Source organism: Nitrosomonas communis, assembly GCF_001007935.1.
Taxonomy (GTDB): domain Bacteria; phylum Pseudomonadota; class Gammaproteobacteria; order Burkholderiales; family Nitrosomonadaceae; genus Nitrosomonas; species Nitrosomonas communis.
This window is the reverse complement of the sequence record NZ_CP011451.1, coordinates 3,396,852-3,415,103: the sequence shown is the minus strand read 5'-3', so window position 1 is coordinate 3,415,103 and position 18,252 is coordinate 3,396,852. Positions and strand designations below refer to the sequence as shown.

14 protein-coding genes and 3 pseudogenes are annotated in these 18,252 nt (G+C 41.0%); 11 read left to right on the top strand and 6 right to left on the bottom strand.

Going from position 1 to position 18,252, the window contains the following annotated elements:
• Positions 1–234: 234 nt before the first annotated feature.
• Positions 235–1,830 carry a chaperonin GroEL gene (gene groL / locus AAW31_RS15335; RefSeq protein WP_052752299.1) on the top strand — a complete coding sequence of 532 codons (1,596 nt, stop codon included), beginning with the start codon at positions 235–237 and terminating at the stop codon, positions 1,828–1,830.
• 273 nt (positions 1,831–2,103) lie between these two features.
• On the opposite strand, the gene AAW31_RS15330 is transcribed toward groL, so the two are convergent.
• Positions 2,104–3,015, bottom strand: a complete 912-nt coding sequence (locus AAW31_RS15330) for a patatin-like phospholipase family protein (protein WP_046850896.1) — start codon at positions 3,013–3,015, stop codon at positions 2,104–2,106.
• Positions 3,016–3,307: 292 nt separating this feature from the next.
• Here AAW31_RS15330 and AAW31_RS15325 point away from each other — a divergent pair, with 292 nt between their 5' ends.
• The 3 genes from AAW31_RS15325 to AAW31_RS15315 all read left to right on the top strand — a co-directional run bounded on the left by AAW31_RS15325 (position 3,308) and on the right by AAW31_RS15315 (position 6,301).
• Positions 3,308–4,345 carry a M14 family zinc carboxypeptidase gene (locus tag AAW31_RS15325; RefSeq protein WP_046850895.1) on the top strand — a complete coding sequence of 346 codons (1,038 nt, stop codon included), beginning with the start codon at positions 3,308–3,310 and terminating at the stop codon, positions 4,343–4,345.
• Positions 4,342–5,106 (top strand): alpha/beta fold hydrolase, encoded by a 765-nt coding sequence (locus AAW31_RS15320; protein WP_046850894.1) that lies wholly within the window; start codon positions 4,342–4,344, stop codon positions 5,104–5,106. The genes AAW31_RS15325 and AAW31_RS15320 overlap by 4 nt, the downstream gene beginning before the upstream one ends.
• Positions 5,107–5,902: 796 nt before the next feature.
• Positions 5,903–6,301: a hypothetical protein gene (locus AAW31_RS15315; protein WP_046850893.1), complete on the top strand. Its 399-nt coding sequence runs from the start codon at positions 5,903–5,905 to the stop codon at positions 6,299–6,301.
• Between the two features lie 276 nt (positions 6,302–6,577).
• Here AAW31_RS15315 and AAW31_RS23930 read toward each other — a convergent pair.
• Positions 6,578–6,823 (bottom strand): annotated as a pseudogene (locus tag AAW31_RS23930) (IS982 family transposase); the annotation flags it as partial.
• Between the two features lie 692 nt (positions 6,824–7,515).
• Between AAW31_RS23930 and AAW31_RS20960 the strand changes: the two are divergent.
• Positions 7,516–7,911, top strand: a complete 396-nt coding sequence (locus tag AAW31_RS20960; protein ID WP_144412995.1) for a hypothetical protein — start codon at positions 7,516–7,518, stop codon at positions 7,909–7,911.
• A gap of 92 nt (positions 7,912–8,003) precedes the next feature.
• Entirely contained in the window at positions 8,004–8,177 is a 174-nt protein-coding gene (locus tag AAW31_RS21485) for a hypothetical protein (RefSeq protein WP_158441561.1), read from the top strand.
• Positions 8,178–8,183: 6 nt separating this feature from the next.
• Here the strand turns inward: AAW31_RS21485 and AAW31_RS15305 are convergent, their stop codons facing one another.
• Positions 8,184–8,405, bottom strand: a complete 222-nt coding sequence (locus AAW31_RS15305; RefSeq protein ID WP_046850891.1) for a hypothetical protein — start codon at positions 8,403–8,405, stop codon at positions 8,184–8,186.
• 152 nt (positions 8,406–8,557) lie between these two features.
• Here AAW31_RS15305 and AAW31_RS15300 point away from each other — a divergent pair, with 152 nt between their 5' ends.
• The gene (locus AAW31_RS15300) at positions 8,558–8,869 is read left to right on the top strand and encodes a hypothetical protein (RefSeq protein ID WP_046850890.1); all 312 of its coding nucleotides are present in this window, start codon (positions 8,558–8,560) and stop codon (positions 8,867–8,869) included.
• Between the two features lie 325 nt (positions 8,870–9,194).
• Positions 9,195–10,952, top strand: a complete 1,758-nt coding sequence (locus AAW31_RS15295; RefSeq protein WP_046850889.1) for a GNAT family N-acyltransferase — start codon at positions 9,195–9,197, stop codon at positions 10,950–10,952.
• A 316-nt stretch (positions 10,953–11,268) separates the two neighbouring features.
• Here the strand turns inward: AAW31_RS15295 and AAW31_RS15290 are convergent, their stop codons facing one another.
• Positions 11,269–12,597, bottom strand: a complete 1,329-nt coding sequence (locus AAW31_RS15290) for a PhoH family protein (RefSeq protein WP_046850888.1) — start codon at positions 12,595–12,597, stop codon at positions 11,269–11,271.
• 1,053 nt (positions 12,598–13,650) lie between these two features.
• On the opposite strand from AAW31_RS15290, the pseudogene AAW31_RS23925 reads away from it, so the two are divergent.
• A pseudogene (locus tag AAW31_RS23925) lies at positions 13,651–13,772 on the top strand (IS982 family transposase); the annotation flags it as partial.
• Positions 13,773–13,910: 138 nt separating this feature from the next.
• Here the strand turns inward: AAW31_RS23925 and AAW31_RS20955 are convergent.
• A complete protein-coding gene (locus tag AAW31_RS20955; RefSeq protein ID WP_144412994.1) occupies positions 13,911–14,309 on the bottom strand; it encodes a hypothetical protein in 399 nt (132 codons plus the stop codon).
• A gap of 561 nt (positions 14,310–14,870) precedes the next feature.
• Between AAW31_RS20955 and AAW31_RS20160 the strand changes: the two are divergent.
• Positions 14,871–14,987 (top strand): annotated as a pseudogene (locus AAW31_RS20160) (transposase); the annotation flags it as partial.
• Between the two features lie 146 nt (positions 14,988–15,133).
• Here AAW31_RS20160 and AAW31_RS15280 read toward each other — a convergent pair.
• A complete protein-coding gene (locus AAW31_RS15280; protein ID WP_046850886.1) occupies positions 15,134–16,567 on the bottom strand; it encodes a hypothetical protein in 1,434 nt (477 codons plus the stop codon).
• 771 nt (positions 16,568–17,338) lie between these two features.
• On the opposite strand from AAW31_RS15280, the gene AAW31_RS19200 reads away from it, so the two are divergent.
• Positions 17,339–18,028, top strand: a complete 690-nt coding sequence (locus tag AAW31_RS19200) for an Hsp20/alpha crystallin family protein (protein WP_052752298.1) — start codon at positions 17,339–17,341, stop codon at positions 18,026–18,028.
• Positions 18,029–18,252: the final 224 nt, after the last annotated feature.

Sequence of the window (18,252 nt, the reverse complement as noted above, 5' to 3'; positions counted from 1 at the left end):
TTTTTTGCTGCCGAGGTACGTATGCCTAGAGGAAAATGACGGTTTACAAACTGGGGCTACGTGTCACTTTGATCTTGTGTTCTTGTGTTCTTGTGTTCTTGTTCTAACCTCAGTATAAATTATGATCAGATGAAGAAGATGAACTGGATTTTTGCCTCAGCTCAGTTTATTGGATAGTTCTGCTGTAATAAAAAATCAGATCAAGACCATAAAAAATTCATTCAGGAGGCTCCGTTGCCGGTAAAGCAAATCCTGTTTCCGGATTCGGTATACAGTAAAATTGTCAGGGGCATGGATATTCTGGTCAGTGCAGTCAGGATCACACTAGGCCCGTGCGGCCGCAACGTCATTCTCGAGCGCCCTGATGGCCCACCTCTTGTTGCCAATTCTGGCGTGGTGGTGGCGAAGGAAATCGAGCTTGAATACAAATTTGAAAACATGGGTGCGCTCATGGTGAGAGAAGTGGCCAGTAAAACATCCAGTGTGGCTGGCGATGGGACTACCACTGCGACTATCCTGGCCCAGGTGATCGTGCATGAAGGGATGAAGTTTGTGATAGCAGGAATGAATCCAATGGATTTGAAGCGCGGCATCGACATAGCGATTACGGCTATAGTGAAAGCACTTAAGGAAGTATCCAAACCCTGCTCAACCCGAAAAGAAATTGCTCAGGTGGCGACAATATCTGCTAATGCAGATACTGAGGTCGGTGAAATTATTGCTGAAGCCATAGAGAAAATAGGCAAGGAAGGGGCCATTACGGTCGAAGATGGCCAGAGCCTGCAAAACGAATTGGAAATAGTAGAAGGAATGCAGTTTGATCAAGGTTACTTATCTCCCTACTTTATCAATCACCCAGACCAGCAGAAGGCAGAGCTGGATGATCCTTATATCCTTCTGTCTGAAAAGAAAATAAGCAATATCCATGACCTATTACCGTTACTGGAGCAAGTCTCCCAGGCTAATCGCCCATTACTGATCATTGCAGAGGATGTTGAGGGAGAGGCGTTGGCAACACTGGTGATCAATAATATTCACGGCATTGTTAAATCTATAGCTGTCAAAGCGCCGGGATTGGGTGACCGACGCAAGGCGATGCTGGAAGATATGGCCATTCTCACTGGCGGCACGGTAATCGCTGAGACAACCGGTCTTCTACTTCAAAAGATGACACTGCAAGATCTTGGACAGGCCAAGCGTGTCGAAGTGGATAAGGAAACGACTACTTTGATTGGCGGAATGGGAAAGATTGAACAGATTCAAAGTCGTATCCAACAAATTCGCCAACAGATTGAAATAGCTTCAAACGGTTACGATAAAGAAAAATCACAGGAACGTCTCGCCAAGCTTTCTGGCGGAGTGGCAGTCATCAAAGTTGGTGCCGCTACTGAAACGGGAATGAAAGAGAAAAAGAGCCGGATTGAAGATGCTTTGCGTGCGGCTCACGCTGCTGTGGAAGAGGGGATTGGACCAGGAGGAGGGGTTGCCTTATTACGAGCCAGAACAGCGATCAGGCTACTAAAAGGTGATAATTCTGAACAGGATGCTGGTATTCAGATTGTACTGCGGGCACTAGAAGAGCCTTTACGGCAGATCGTAACCAATGCGGGAGGTGATCCCTCTATCGTGCTGGCCAATGTATTGAAAAACACCGGTAACTTTGGTTATAACGCGGCCTCTGAGGAATATGGTGACCTTTTGGAAATGGGCGTTCTCGATCCCACCAAGGTGACACGTTGTGCCTTGCAGAATGCCGCTTCAATTGCCGGTCTGATTCTTAGTGCCAATATCATGATCGCTGGCTTATCTGAGGAGGCTCAAGCCGTATAAAGCAAGCTAAATAAATTAAACAGAGCTGGGGGATGGATGTAAGTGCCTAATACCATTTGGAAGTCACACATGATGCGAAGGCGACGGCAAAGAGAAGCCGATAAAATCAGTTTGATCTAGAAATGAAATTACAAATCCGGGAAATAGTTTGATGCTTGGTCATGAGTAAGGATATGTGGACATCCAGTCTGAAATCTTTCAATATATTTTCCCCTTTGTTAAGAGAGGGATAATCCTAAAGATCGCTCTTGGGATTATGGCACTCGTGATTAATCAGATTTGCAACCATTGTTGAATCTGTTCCCGATGTTGCGCATACCACATTCTGCCAATTTCTAATGCCTTTTGCTGGAATACTGGATTATTTGCAGAATCCATATTACCTGGCATATCATAGTTTTTTAGATAATGATTAATATATAACACACGATCACCCAATATCTCCTCAGTAATTTTGACATTGGCAATCATTTTTTCCCTAAGAATTAATGAAGCGACTCCTTTTGCTGACCATTGAACTCCGCCATATCCACAGGCTTTTATGCCATTTATAGCGAAACTGCGCCAGCCTGATCCAATGGAAAGTACTTTTATATCGTATTCCTTCCAAAACCTTTTAGCATGAAGATAGACACTAAGGCCAGGATTATTCATACCTATGCCTCCATCGATTCGCCAGCTTCCATCTTCCATTTGTACTGGAGGATAATAGGCTGGTGCAGCCGTGCAAGCATCTGCCACCTCGCTAAGAAGAAAATCCGGCTGGCTCTCATTGGTGAAAATTTCTAATTGATCCCGATTAAGGTTGAAGCTGGGAATCAATATTCGTTTGTTAAGTGATGAAAGCCTTAAGTTTCCTAATGCCTTTTTTAATACCAGGCTTTTGGGTGTGCCTTTATATTTGGGGCGAATTTGCAGTAGATTTAGCAATCTGCTCATCCTATGTTCTGCCATCATTTTTTCTAACATTTTCTCTTGTAGAACAGTATGGATTATCTCTTTGGCAGTCAATGTCCGGCCCAAAATTAAACATGCAATCAGTCCCCCGGATGATGAGCCAGCAACCATGTCAAATAAATTGTAGGTTGAAGAACTGCTATCCTCTTCCAGACAAGCTAATACGCTAAGTTGAATTAACAAATGGCTACCGCCTCCATCTAAACTCAAAACATATTTGTGTTGCACAACAGATCTCCCGGAGTTTATGTTACTACGTATGAGATGTATGCTATTAGCTGCGAGGTGGATGTATTTTTGAACTCATGGCTGCTGGGTTCTGCAGTACAGCAAAATTTTTCAAGGGGAACTATACTTTTCATTATTACCCTATAAATCGCTTTTAAAAAGTTGAGTAGGGAAATGAATTCTAAAAAGAATTGATTAAACTTTCTTGAAGTTTATGTTAAATATTGATGAAATCTTTGTTAGGAAAAAATGATCTATCACAGATGAGATAGTTTGCCGAGAACGAGTTTTTATGCCTGCTACTAATACCACTAATACCTTGAAACAGTTGTTACCTGAGCTACAACAAATTGAAGCAATGATTCATTTGGGTGATAGAGCAGGTTTAAGCAGTCAAGTGCTTTGTCATGTATCCTGTGATGATGGTATCTTGCCAATTTATGCCATAACACTCGGTAACAGGGCACGAACTATTCCTTGTATTACCTATGTTGCAGGTGTCCATGGGCTAGAGCGCATTGGAACACAAGTCGTTATTGCTTTTCTGGAAGCTCTGCTGGAACGCTTGAAGTGGGATCAGGTTTTGAGTGATATTCTGCAGCGGGTATGCATTAATTTTTTACCGCTCATCAATCCGGTTGGTATGCTTAACTATACCCGTGCGAATGGGCAAGGGGTTGACCTGATGCGTAATGCCCCGGTAGATAGCCATGAAAAGACCATCTGGCTGGCAGGGGGGCACCGGATTTCATCTTATTTGCCATGGTACCGTGGGAAGGCTTCTGAAGGGATGCAGCCTGAAGCACAAGCGTTATGTGACTTTATTACCCGGGAGGTTTTTTCTGCCCCGTTCAGCCTGGTTCTGGATTGCCATTCCGGTTTTGGGACACGTAATCAGATCTGGTTTCCTTATGCCAGAAGCCGACTTGAACCTATTAAACATTTAAAAGAAGTTTTTTATCTGCGTAAGCTTTTTATGCAGACTTATCCCTATCAAGATTATCTTTTTGAGCCACAATCACAACATTACCTGGTACATGGTGATCTTTGGGATTTTCTTTATCTGAAATCGTTGGCAAGTGATCATATTTTTCTGCCATTAACGCTGGAAATGGGGTCTTGGCGATGGATTCGCAAAAATCCGCTGCAGTTACGTCAATTACAGGGGCTTTATCATCCGATAAAACCACACCGGCTTAACCGAGTGCTGAGGGGTCATTTAATACTGATGGAATTTTTGCTACACGCGACTTTATCTTATGAAAACTGGCTTATTAAGAGTGACTCACTGGAATTAGAGCAACAAGCGCGGGCGCTGTGGTACACATGAAATATTCCGAGCATTTTGTATTGATTCGAGGATTGTTGCGTGAAACCAGACACTGGGGAGGGTTTACCGAGTATCTGCAGCAACAGTTTCCTCATGCGAATATTATTATGCTGGATATTCCTGGTAATGGTCGGTTGCATGATGTTACTAGCCCAAAAACGATTGCAGGCATGACAGAAGCATTGCGCGAGAAAGTGTCCAACAACCAGCCGTTCAGACTGATTGCACTTTCCATGGGAGGGATGATTGCGATTGATTGGATGATGCGCTATCCGGATGAAGTGGAAGCGGCCGTTTTAATCAATACCAGTGCCAGGCCGCTTTCACCGTTTTATCACCGTCTACGCTGGGCGATTTACCCCCATGTTATAAAAATGATTTTTCGGTCATCTTTGCAAAAGGAATCGGATATTCTGACTCTGACTTCAAATCGTCACAGCCACAACAGTAAATTGCTGGCGACCTGGCAACAATGGCAACAAGAAAACCCAGTGTCAACTGTCAGCGCGAGAAACCAATTCCTGGCTGCGTTAAAATTTTCGGTAACCTCCAAACCGAAGCAACCAGTACTTATTGTAGCCAGTCGGGCTGATCGCCTGGTCGATTATCGCTGTAGCCTGAAATTGGCGCAGACTTGGCAAACAAACTATATGCAGCATGATACGGCTGGCCATGATCTATCACTGGATGAGCCAGAGTGGCTGGCAAATATCATCAAGCAATGGTTTAACTCTGATTTTTCTTCAACTGCTGGAATTTAAATAACGTGAGTTTGACATAAAAATCATCACACCACGATTGGAAGAACTTGAGAAAGCCTAATATTAAAGAGTCTCTTCTCATGGAACGTGTAAGCCACTAGTCAGTCCACCAATTAATTAAAAAGTTAAATGGATTGCGATGGTGGGAATGCTCGATTTGCGAGATACTATTCTTCCATTGGTCATTGGCGGCGTTTCAATGATTGAGCGTTTACATAAACATAAGTGCTGCCCTCCACGGCTCAAACTCTTTACAAAAATCGTCCCTTGTTTAAGGGTAATGTAAGGGAAAGCACAGCAGCAGCACCAGCACCAGCAAATGAATCAACCGATAACTCAATGACACATGAAGATGTAAGAGCGGTCTTTTAGGGTATATCGTTATTCATACATAAAACCTCCATGTTTATTAACGGAAGCATTCAACTTTTTAATAAAGCAGAGATGAGCTAAATGAAAAATCGTTTCTAGTCAGTGCTACCTCGTTAGTATAAAAAACCGTATAGCTTCATACTTCTGCAATAATCCATCAGTATTATAAAAGCTATCTAGAAATTGTTAGAAAATCATGGAAGCGATTTCTAGCCATAGGTAGTTACTAGCTAAACTTCCTCCCATCAGGTAGCTATCTATTTTAATCTGCCAAGAGAAACGTAGTCGGTGAAGTGCATACGTCCTTGCACAAAACCCTTGAGGGTATTTTAAAAATACGCTTACGAATCAGGTTGTGAGAAGCATGTAACCCCATACCTATACCGATCAATAAGCGATGACTTGTTATAGAAAGGATTACTAAATGATTAAAAGTACAGATTCAGTTACTCAACTATTAATCGAGAACAGGCCAAGTGATTATTTTTCTCTGATGCATTCTTTGGCACCAATTTTGCATATGTTGAATGCTCCATCTTCAACAGTTCGCGCAAACTGTGAGCCAAATTCCCGGTCTTTCCTGTATTTGAAACTAGCTAATTATTCGATGCTCGAAGCGATGGCAAGTCGCATGGGTATTAGTCTAAACGATATAACAAATGAAGTGATTAATATAGGGATTGCATACATTCTCAGTCATTTGGAAAAAGACTCTAAGAAGAAAATTAATGAATTGGCTGAGATAATTATTCAGGAGGTCGAATTAGAAAACCTTTTGAGGGAAGAAAAAATACCTAACGGACTGAATGATACAGCAGCTTAAATGTGTTTTGGTAAATCATATGAAAAGTTAAATTGATTTTTAGAGACAAATAGCATGGAAAACATCAAAACTAGAAGCTTTTGGTTTAAGTTGGTCAAGCCTCTAGAACCTTATAAAAATGTGAGTTCGACATAAGGCTCACACCATCACATCTGGAAGAGTTTGTGGGAGTCTGAGATTAATTGAAGGTCTCTTCTCACGAAAGGCGTAAGGCACCAATTCAGCTATCAGATTAACAAAAAAGTTAAATGGACTGCGATGGGGATGCTGGCTTTAACAGCATAAAGGTACCACAAGCTGCCTTTGTTGCAACTCAACAACGCGGTTGTAGCTCCCTAATCCTGGGAAATAGGTGGCTAATACCTCAACATGTAATTCAGATAATAGTGTTTAAACGTCTGGTAGCCCGACAGATAAAATTCCGCCCATGATTGTCATGACTTCACTTAGACACAGATTCCCTCGTCGACAATGCCGTTTTAGCGATGACTCCGACAGGCACTCCTCCCACTGCGACTCAAACCCTTTGCAAAATCGTTAATTGCACAAATAATCAATAGCATGGTATCCATAGGAATCTGACTCCTTTAGTGATGAAGTTCTTTTTAAAATTGCTTCATCATGAGAAATTCAGATTCATTTTGCTGCTTTTTCTATCCCAAACTCACGTTAGTGATGATAATGTGCTGATTCTTGTTCGTTGAACGAACCACAAGCTACGCTTCCAACAGACGCCGATGAGCCTTCTGGCTCCCCGCCAGGTCCGGCTATGGAGGGCACACATAAGGCAATAAAAAAGCCGCATAGCTTAGCGATTGCGGCTCATCACCGCTGACACTTAGGTCTCGACATCAAAAGAAAACTGCAAAAATCCTTCGTGCTCGTTACGCAAAGCAGCAGAAAAACTGATATGACAGACCCGACTTGCACTAGCCTTATATTTGATACATTTGGTTACGTACAGGATTTTCTTATTACTCATCCTTATCCACCTACTGCCAATATGACTTGATTGCTACACAAAAATTTAACGAATAGCCAGTAAACTAATTCTGACAATCCGCAATAAATTATTTTCTCACTTCAATCGATTTGAGAATGGCAATTTTAGTAATGACAGAATGATGGAAATCAGACTTATCAAACTGCACTACTTTTTTGGTAGCAAGATTCGTGAGTATTACACAACCTAATCTTTTTACCCTCGCCCTATCATGACCATTGAAATTATTGAAAAACTTATTAATGAACATGAATCTATTGAAAATCTTAAAGAGCAGCTTCTGCTTTTGAAGGACCAGATCGTAGCTTACGAGAATGAGCTTTGTGCATACAGAATAAAGACTTCTGCTTTGGCGAATCTGATGTGTAATCTTGAATCTGAAATTCAGAATCTTAAGCTCGAAAACGGCGCATTGAATGAAAGGATTGAAAGTTTCCATAGCAGAAATCCTCAGGTTTATCGATGTAGATATTGCAGTTCGACAAAGCTAATAAGCACAGGCGGTGCACCACATAGAATATTTGGAGATATGGGCATAGTCGATGCTTCCTTCACTTGTCTGGATTGTGATAAAGAATCAGTAATTACGCTTGATGCTCTTAAATAGCTTCTTTATATATATATTGGCTGAATAGGCATCTTCTCTTATGCTGATAGAATAGTTAGTTCCACCCAACTATTAACAACAAAGGAGAACCGATGAAACTAAGCGAAAACAAAAAACCTGTGAGCTTGTCAATCAATGAAACATTGTCAGCACACGAGCTGAAAACATTAATAGCCGAGTTCGCAGTTGTCAGAGCAAATATGCTCCATGAAGCGCCAAAAACACCACCAGTTAAAAGTGATGAAGGTATGTCTGGGCAAGACTAGCCACGGCTAATCATTGTAAAGCTCAAAGATGACAGAATCAGATTCGGGTGCAGGAATGCAGGACTCGGCTGGCTTGTCTTTAACATTCCCAGCAAAAAAGCTTGCTCCATCCGTGACTACCTCATTGCCAATACTCAACCGGATGTCAGTGATCTCTTCATAAATGACATCGGAGACAAAAACACGCTTCAATGATTTAGAGAAATTGTCACCAACAATAATTAACATTGAATTCCTCCATATTAAATTCTCTTGGGCCCGATGTATTATTGAACTTTCCATGATTTTCTAATATCCAGCACACCCTGTGCTTAGGATTGGTTGCCTGATACCGATAAAGCATGAAGTTGCACCAGCTATTCATTAACAAAAGAAACACCATGGAAAAATCAACTCGTTTTAAAATAGGCATGGTCTGGTACTATCGCGAAGATTACGATGCCATCCTCAGAATCATGACTGATAGTCATAAGCTGCCACAAAGCTTCGACGTATGGCTTGCTGAAGCGGAGCAAGATGAGGACAATCTTAAGCAAGATGGGTATACCGTTGTGCGCACCCGTATCGATCCCAAAATGTTTTCTGGTTGGTGCCGCTCGCAAGGCCTGAATGCCGATTTCGAGGCACGCATGGGTTTTGCCAACTTCATTGTGAAACAAAGCGCAGGAAGCAGCCATAGGAAACATATTTAACGTGAGTTCGACATAAGAATTATTCACCTACGATTGGAAGATCTTAAGATAACCTAATGTTAAGCGAATGTTTCTTCTCGCGCATAATGATGAAACTCTTTACCAGAATCCATTTATCATAAAGAATTCAGATTCCTTTTGCTGCTTTCCTTATCTTGAAATCACGTTAAATAAATCCATATTTTTCATTAAAAAATTTTCCAAATGTAATATCTTAGTTCAATTCTTCGAGTTCATTTTCTTCGAGTAATTTCTACGTCATTTCTTGGTCATATTGATCCTATATCTTATCCAGTATTAAATTTGTGTAATTGGGAGAAGGTATATGCTTGATGTTGATGTCTTGCTGAAAGATTACTTTCAGAGTGTGGATGAGACCATTGATCAACCTCTGATGAAGGTCGCTTCTTCTGTATTAAAAAAACTTTTCCATCAGGATGAAATTAACTCTTTTATTGAAACTCACCAATATCTGGAAGGATTAGAATTCAATGATGCCGTTCTTGAACATTTTAATTTTACTTTTCAGGTTTCTAGCAAAGACCGGGCTTATATACCTGACCAGCGTCGTGTATTGATTATTGCTAATCATCCGCTTGGTTCTCTGGACGCATTGGCGCTTCTTAAATTGATATCAGAGATCAGAACTGACGTAAAAATTGTTGCGACTACATTGCTGAGCTGTATCGATCCCCTGCAAGGCTTATTTCTCTCGGTTGATAATTTATCAAAAACAGCGAAGCACCGCGATAGTATGCTGCAAATTGTTGAAGCACTGGAAGCAGAACAAGCTGTCATCATGTTTCCTACTGGAGAGGTCTCACGTATCTCTCCTCTTGGGATCCGTGATGGCAAGTGGAAAACCGGTTTTTTATCTCTAGCTAAAAAAACCAATACACCGATTGTTCCTGTATATATTGGCGGTAAAAATTCCATGCTTTTTTATGGTCTTTCCAGTATCTATAAACCGTTGGGCACCATGATGCTGGTCAATGAAATGTTTAATCAAAAAGGCTGTGAAATTTCATTCAGGATTGGCAAGCCTATCCCGTGGGAATCCATAGCAGCAATGGATATGCCCAAAAAAAGTATTGCGAAATTAATGCGCAAGCAGGTTTACTTATTGGGTAAGAAGAAGAAAAAGGAGCTATTTAAGCCCATTGAGAATATTATCCATCCAGTTAAAACCAAGCTCATTCGTAAAGAACTAAAAGCTTCACAATTAATCGGTAAAACACAGGATGGCAAGCATATTTATCTATTCGATTACATTTCCAATTCCAGTGTAATGCGTGAAATTGGACGTCTGCGCGAATTATCCTTCCGCCAAGTGCAGGAAGGCACGGGTAATTCTTTAGATATCGATAATTATGATCGCTATTACCGGCACCTTATTTTATGGGACGAAGATGAGCTGGAAATTATTGGTTCCTACCGAATAGGGGAAGCAGCCAAGATTCTTAGGAAATACGGCGAAACGGGTCTGTATACTAACAGCCTGTTTAAATTTGATCAGTCTTTCATTCCCTATCTTGAAAATGCTATAGAACTGGGGCGTAGTTTTATCCAACCCAGATATCAGGGAAAACGTAGTCTGGATTATCTCTGGTATGGGATTGGCGCTTATCTTTATTTGCACCCGGAAATACAATATATGTTTGGGCCTGTTTCCTTGAGCACTTCATTGCCTGAACCCGCACAAAAAGTCATTGCAAGTTTTTATACAGAACTTTTTGGCAACGACAAAATGCTTTCCGTTCCCAGACTTCCATTTAATTTTATACAGATTAAGGAATTTATACCATTTAAAAAGGTATCAAGCGAAATTGAATACAAGTATGCATTTGCCATTCTTAAAGAACAGCTGGATAGTTTAGGTGTAAAGATCCCTATACTATATAAACAGTATGTAGAGCTATGTCATCCAGGAGGTTGCGAATTTCTGGGTTTTAATATTGATCCTGATTTTTCTAATTGTGTGGATGCTTTGATTCTTGTCCATATCGATAGCATTAAAGAAAAAAAACATCAACGCTATATTGAAAGTCATGCAAGGGTTATTGAAAATCTTAGCTTTGCATAATAAGTTATCTATAACTAATTGCCATTTCGAAATCAAATTTGACTTTATCAGCTTTCCAGTACTTGCGGTTCAACTCGTGTCAGTTTTGATTTAGAGATGGCATAACTCAATATTTTGGTTTTCCTAACTAAGACCGTACCTACCCAGGGCTTCAGTCGGTTAAGAACTTAACCCAGGATAAGCCAGCCGCTGTGAGCGTGTGCTTGAGATGCTCTCAGTATTTTTTATCCAAGTCTCGAGCTGGGATGAAAATGGTATTAACTTAAAGTGGTTTTTAAGTTAAAAGCACTTGCCTTAATAACACACCGCATGAGAATTACAGCATCTCGTTCGCGAGATTTGCCAGCGCTGAGCGTTCCCCTTTTTCAAGCCGGATATGCGCGAATAAAGGGTGCCCTTTCAAACGATCGATCAGGTAAGTAAGGCCATTTGATTGTTCATCCATGTAGGGGGTATCGATTTGGTTGATATCACCTGTAAACACTACTTTTGTTCCCTCACCGGCACGCGTGATGATCGTTTTCACTTCATGAGGTGTCAGGTTCTGCGCTTCATCAATGATGAACATGATATTGGACAAGCTTCGTCCCCGGATAAAGGCCAGCGCAGTGATTGAAAGCTTACCGCTTTCTTCCATGTCATCCAAAATCCTGGCTTTCTTTTCAGTAGTACGGAATTGGCTTTTGATGTATTTCAGGTTATCCCACAATGGCTGCATGTAGGGAGAAATCTTATCCTCAGCACTACCAGGCAAGAATCCGATCTCGCGATTGCTTAATGGAATAATAGGTCGGGCGAGAATGATCTGGTCATATTTATTTTTTTGCTCGAGTGCAGATGCTAGCGCCAATAGCGTTTTTCCGGTCCCGGCCACACCTTGCAGAGCAACAAGCTTGATATGGTCATTCAATAAGGCATTCACAGCGAAAGCCTGCTCGGCATTTCTAGGTTTAATATTATAAACATACGTTTTTTCGACCCGTTCTATCGTATCCAGAGCTTCATTGTATCGTGCCAGAACAGAGTCACTACCATTTTTAAGGATGTAATAACCATTGGCAATTTTATGTTTGCCGAGTAGATCTCCTGCATTAATACTGCCTTTCCTAAAAAGCTCATTAATCATATTGGAAGAGATATCTTCGATCACTGGAAAGCTAGTCGAAATATTTTTGACGTTTTTTACTTTGCCAGTTTCATAATCTTCTGAAGGTAGCCCTATGGCCTTGGCCTTCAGGCGTAGATTAATATCCTTGGTGACCAAAATAACTTTGGCAGACTTTTCGGAATGAGCTAGCGTCAGCGCAGCATTAATGATCTTATGATCATTCTTTCCTTTTCCATAGATCTCTTCTGCATCCATTCCGTTAACTAGATTCGACATTACAATTTTCAGTTTTCCTTTTTTTGTTCCCAGCGCGATCCAGTTGTTAAGACCATAATTTCCTGAAAGCTTATCCAGAAATCGGATGGCTTCTCTTGCTTCAAAGTTTTTTGTTTCATTTCCTACTTTAAAGCGATCCAGCTCTTCCAAACTGGTAATAGGAATGGCTACATCATTTTCTTCAAAATTTTTGATGGAGTTGTGATCGAAGAGTAAAACAGAAGTATCCAATACATAAATTTTTTTAGCACGTTTCGCCATAGTTTTGATGTGATTGATTATCGCTGAAAGGGGGCTGATCCCATTTCTAGATCCAAACTGACATTATCGGCTTCTCCTTGCCATATTATTTCCACTATCTGCGGCCTGCCTTCGTGTCATTTTTGATGTGGAAATGGAATAAGAAAATATACACCTCTTCTTATCAAAAAAAACAGATAAAAACATTTTGCCCAAAATACTGGTCTTTTTTAATTTTCTTAGCTTCAATGGGTGCCTGCATAGAAGTGCTTGACATTCTCACTTGAATCGTAACTGTAGTATTGCTCAGTCAATTTTATGACTCTCTCTGCCAGTGTCCTTAGTATGATTTCCGCATAGATATTAATCTAAATTACTTATTAATCAACGCATTTCAGTAACTTTTCTCTAGCAATTTGTCTAGTGACGAAGCATTGTTTAATGTTTTTTATAAGCGTCATTAAATTGTCACATGAAAGAGATATCGTAATGTTTCAGGCTTAGTCCTGAAGATATCCCTGAAGGTATGATTTTGATAAACTTTTTATATTAGAAAAAATGAATATGAAAGTAAGAGTAAGGATAACGACATTGGCATACTGTTATCTGAAATTGATTGTGCAAATAGTAATTCTAGTGGTCCCTGGTATGTTTCTGAGCATATGATTTGAGAAAGCTTTGCAGGTAACTAGATAACATGAGTTCAGGATAAGAAGAACAGCAAAAGCAATCTGAATCCCCGATGGTGAAGCAGTTTTGATAAAAGCTTTCATCACAAGAGGAGTGAGGTTTTAATGCATAGTATAGTAGTGGCTTTTTGTGCAATTGATGACTTTTGTAAAGGATTTGAGCCGTGGTAGGGGCAACGCTTATCACAGTTATCGCTGAAACGGCACCGGCGATGAGGAGAACTAACTATGTCTAAGCGAAGTCATGATAACCATGGCATGGTTTCTTTAGTGAAGTTTTGAAGCATCAGCGGTGCTATTTTCCAAGTAATGAGTTAAAACGGCTTTGTTGAGCTGCTATAAAGTGGCTTGTGGTACCTTTGTGCTGTTAAAGCGAGCATTCCACCATCGCAGCCCATTTAACTTCTTTGTTAATCTGATCGCTGGACTAGTGACTTATCCCTTTCGTGAAAAAAGCATCAACTTAATATCAGATTCCCTCAGGCTCTTCCAGATGTGGTGACGTGATCCTTATATCGGACTCACATTTCTAAAAATTCTGGGAACTTGATCAATTTTAAGGCGGAAGCTTTTAGTTCCAATAGTTTCCGTGTTCTTTGCCGCTAAAAATCACTTTAATTTTTCATATGCTTTATCAAAACACATTTAAGCTACTGTATCATTCAGTTCGTTAGGCATTTTTTCTTCCCACAACAGATTTTCTAATTCAACCTCCTGAACAACCTTCTCAGCCAATTCATTAATTTCCTTCTTTGAGTTTTTTTTCAGATGACTGAGAATATATGCAATACCTATAGTCACTACTTCATTTGTCATCTCGTTTAGACTAATACCCATATGTCTTGCCATCGCTTCGAGCATTGAATAATTAGCTAGTTTCAAATATAGGAAAGACTGTGAATTTGGCTCACGGTTTGCGCAAACTGTAGAAGATGGAGTATTCAACATGTGTAAAATTGGCCCCAAAGAATGCACCGAAGAAAAATAATCAACTGGCCTGTTCTCGATTGATAATTGAGTAGCTGAATTTGTACTTTTAATCATTTAATAATCCTTTCTATAACAAGTTATTGCTTATTGATCGGCATAGGTACGAGGTTAAATACTTTTCACAACCTGATTCGTAAGCGTATTTTAAAAATACCCGGCAAAGGTTATGCAAGTGGTATACACTTCGCCAGCTGCGTCTCCCTTGAGGGTTTAAAATAGGTAACTACCTGATGGGAGGAAGTTTAGCTAGTAGCTACCTATGGCTAGAAATCGATTCCATGATTTTCTGACAATTCCTAGATGGCTTTTATAATACTGATGGATTATTGCAGAAATATGAAGATAGACGATTTTTGTACTAACGAGGTAAGGCTGATCAGAAACGATTTTTAAATTAGCTCATCCCTGCTTTCTTAGAAAGTTGAATGCCTCCGTTAACAAACATGGAGGTTTTATGTATGAATAGCGATACATCCTTCAAAGGCCGCTCTTATATCTCAGTGTGTCATTAACTTATCGGTTGATTTATTTGCTGGTGCTGCTGTGTTTCCCCTTACATTACCTTTAAACAAGCGACGATTTTTGTAAAGAGTTTGAGTCGTGGGGAAGTAGCACTTATGTTTACGTAAATGCTCGATCATTGAAACCGTCAACGACCCATTGAACAACATCTCGCAAATCGAGCATTCCCGCCATCGCATCCCATTTAATTTTTTGTTAACTGGTGGCCTGATTAGGGTCTTACGCATTCCCTGAGAAAAAAACTCTTTAATATTAGGCTTTCTCAAGCTCTTCCAGCTGGAAGGCGATAATTCTTATGTAGAACTCACGTTAAAATATCATGTCAGGAAGCGCCCCCCTGACATGACTGCGATCTTTTACTTGGGCGCTTTCATCATCAACAGTTGACCACCCTCTACCAGTTCCGGATCAAGTGCGACGCCATTAACGGTACTGTAGTGTGCCTGCACATCTAACAGGAAATAACGGCTATTCTCTGTGTCGTAGCCAGGAACACCGTTAAACATCTCAGTAACTTCTATAATGCCGGAGGACTCTTCGTCAGATTGCTTATTGCCCGCACCATCAATGTCGGCTGAAGCGTCAGAGATGAAGCGCTCGGCGTCATGTTGAGCAATGGTGGTCAGATTGCCGGTAGTCGGCTCGAATTTCCAGATCTTGCCGAGGTGAACCTGATTGCCAACGTCTTCCTGAATCCAGACATTGCCGGCACTATCGACCGTCATGTTATCCATCATTTGTGGACCACTCACGGCCCCGTCGATCAGCACCTTGATTTCACCGCCTGATTCTGGTTTAGTGATGTCTTGAAATGTAGCGCTCCACAAACGGCTATTACCATCAAATTGGTCAGTAGTTACAAAATAGAAACGATTTGGGTTTTTTGTGTCCCATGCACCGTCTTCGACGCGATTGAGACCAGTACCGCCGGATGCGACCAAGTTAAATTGATCAGTATGGCCATTCGGGATGGTGGCCTCAGTTACATGAGAACCAATCAGAAGCTGATAGCTGATACCGTTGGTCAAACCGGCCATTTCAACTGGATTACCGGCTTCTTGCTTATTACCGACATAAAAGTAGACCTTGCTGGCAAGACGGCTGCCGTCATCCAATCCAGCCACAATGGTTTTATCCTGCTCATAGGGGCTTGCTACCAAGTTTTCCCAAGCTGCTTTGCCCAAAGCGGGCAGTTCATAAGAGATGCCATGTTGACGGCCTTCCGCTATATGTGCAAAGGCGCGGCCGACAGCATCAACTTCTTCGCCACTCATGAAGATGCGCCCCTCGCTAAAGCCTTTGCCGGTGTTGCTGTTGAAGAAAGCGCCTGGCATTGGGAGATCGGCGGAGCATAGACGATTGATGGCAGTCTGGTCGGGATTGGTTAGTTCAAGTTTCTTGATCAAATCTTCGCCATTAAGTACTTTGAGATCGTTCTTTCGAATTTGCCACTTGGACACGAACGCGCCTTTGTCGCCATGGTTACGTACCACCCCGGCTGTGTTGCGCAATTCATGATTCATCATTACGGTAATGGTGTCATCATTGTTGTCATAGGCACCCAAACCATCCGGAATGCCGACCATGCGATAAGTCTCGTTGCCTTTATGCTTGAGCCTGACGCTGTCGCCTACCGTCAGAATAGAAGTAAATTCTACACCCTTGGTTAAGGGTGTCAGATAAGGGGAGGCAGAGCTAGAAGGTCCGGTAACACCTTCGGCAACAGTATGCATTGAAGAACCAGCAACCAAAGCAGCAACCACAAATATAAAAGAAGATTTATTTTTCATAACAGTATTCCTAGCAGAATAAATTAAATTTTGCCGGATAAATCAGAGAGTACATGATTAAATCCATCTGGCGCTGTGAATTCTGGTGTAAGAACGTTACGCTTTTATTAACGACACGTGAGTTCGACATAAGAATCATCACATCACGATTGGAAGAGCCTGAGAGAGCCTAATATTGAAGAGTTTTTTCTCAGGGAATGCGTAAGCCCCTAATCAGGCTACCGGTTAACAAAAATTAAATGGGATGAGATGGCGAGAATGCTCGATTTGCGAGGGCTGTTCAATGGGGCCTTGACGGTTTCAATGATCGAGCATTTACATAAACATCAGTGCTACTTCCCCACGGCTCAAACTCTTTACAAAAGTCGCCAACTGCAAAAAAATCGCTATCGCATCCATCGGAATCTCACTCCTCTTAGGATGAAACCCTTTTTCAAAACAGCTTGACCATAAACGATTCAAATTCCTTTTGCTTCTTTTCTTATCTTGAACTCTCGTTAGATACGTATTAATACGTATTTTTTTTTCTTTTTAGGTGCGTATTATGGATATTACTTTTGGTATTCGACTCTTATTTCATCTAATCTTTTTTTATTAATACTTGGAAACGGGTCGAGTATGAAAGGGCATAGCGTAAACTCAAATCAATATCTCCCTACGAATAAAATGAAGACGATGAGGTGTAATCCATACTCTTTCTATAGTTACTGATTTGAGAAACGCATTGATTTAAAGAAAGGGTCGCTTTTCATAGATGAGAGGAGAACGATTATGACAAGTACTAAACACCACTCTTCATCTCACCCAGATGAAACAGGTGCCAAGAAGTCACACTCTACTTCACATGGCGAGACATCAACTATATCTGAGGAAGATGAAAGAGGTACCAAAAAGTCACACTCAATTTCACACGGCGAGACAACCACTACACAGGAAACAGGTGCCAAAAAGTCACCTTCTAGTTCGCGTGGCGAGACAACAACTCCACAGCAATCCCCTCGTGAGATAAGTGCCAAGCCACTGCCTTGTGAAGAGACGACTATAAAACCATTATCAGTGCTGCCCGGTAATGTAACTGACGTACTTATTACGCTTGGAGATTGGCTCAATAATTTAGGCATACATATAGGAGAGATTCCAAAAATGAAAGCTGATTTAACTGAAAATGTTTCTGCTTATACGCTTTATGTAGATATTCCTGGTGTAGATAAAAGCAACATAAAAGTTCAATTGGATAGTAGCTGTGTTGTTATTAATGTAGAAAGAAGGGAAAAGGTAGGCCAAAAAGAAGGTGAAAAAATAATTTCTTTCGAACGCTCTCAGGAACCTCTTTCCCGGACATTTAAATTAGATGAGGAAATCGATGTGAATAAGGCTGAGGCAAGATATGAAAACGGCGTACTAGAATTGACGCTGCCAAAAAAACATGTGAGAGCTATCAAGGAACTCGCAATCCAGTAATTAAGAAATTCTCCTGCCTGGAGAAAGAATAATTTTTCTTGTTTGTTTATTGATGGCAAGAGTAGGCGTACTTATGTCTGTCTGGGGAATATATGGCTGTGCGTAAGTGAAGTTATCTGAGCAAATTGAAAACTTTCAGTCAGGGAATTTCATGGTTGGGAAAGCAAGTCCTGGGTTTCAGGATGGTGTATGCCTTGGGACTCGTAGGCTCGTATTGTCATAAT

What these genes read in the sequence shown, in the direction of transcription:
- AAW31_RS15325 (WP_046850895.1), top strand. Translation starts at nt 3,308, where the DNA reads ATGCCTGCTACTAATACCACTAATACCTTGAAACAGTTGTTACCTGAG.
- AAW31_RS15320 (WP_046850894.1), top strand. Translation starts at nt 4,342, where the DNA reads ATGAAATATTCCGAGCATTTTGTATTGATTCGAGGATTGTTGCGTGAA.
- AAW31_RS15315 (WP_046850893.1), top strand. Translation starts at nt 5,903, where the DNA reads ATGATTAAAAGTACAGATTCAGTTACTCAACTATTAATCGAGAACAGG.
- AAW31_RS20960 (WP_144412995.1), top strand. Translation starts at nt 7,516, where the DNA reads ATGACCATTGAAATTATTGAAAAACTTATTAATGAACATGAATCTATT.
- AAW31_RS21485 (WP_158441561.1), top strand. Translation starts at nt 8,004, where the DNA reads ATGAAACTAAGCGAAAACAAAAAACCTGTGAGCTTGTCAATCAATGAA.
- AAW31_RS15305 (WP_046850891.1), bottom strand. Translation starts at nt 8,405, where the DNA reads ATGTTAATTATTGTTGGTGACAATTTCTCTAAATCATTGAAGCGTGTT.
- AAW31_RS15300 (WP_046850890.1), top strand. Translation starts at nt 8,558, where the DNA reads ATGGAAAAATCAACTCGTTTTAAAATAGGCATGGTCTGGTACTATCGC.
- AAW31_RS15295 (WP_046850889.1), top strand. Translation starts at nt 9,195, where the DNA reads ATGCTTGATGTTGATGTCTTGCTGAAAGATTACTTTCAGAGTGTGGAT.
- AAW31_RS15290 (WP_046850888.1), bottom strand. Translation starts at nt 12,597, where the DNA reads ATGGCGAAACGTGCTAAAAAAATTTATGTATTGGATACTTCTGTTTTA.
- AAW31_RS20955 (WP_144412994.1), bottom strand. Translation starts at nt 14,309, where the DNA reads ATGATTAAAAGTACAAATTCAGCTACTCAATTATCAATCGAGAACAGG.
- AAW31_RS15280 (WP_046850886.1), bottom strand. Translation starts at nt 16,567, where the DNA reads ATGAAAAATAAATCTTCTTTTATATTTGTGGTTGCTGCTTTGGTTGCT.
- AAW31_RS19200 (WP_052752298.1), top strand. Translation starts at nt 17,339, where the DNA reads ATGACAAGTACTAAACACCACTCTTCATCTCACCCAGATGAAACAGGT.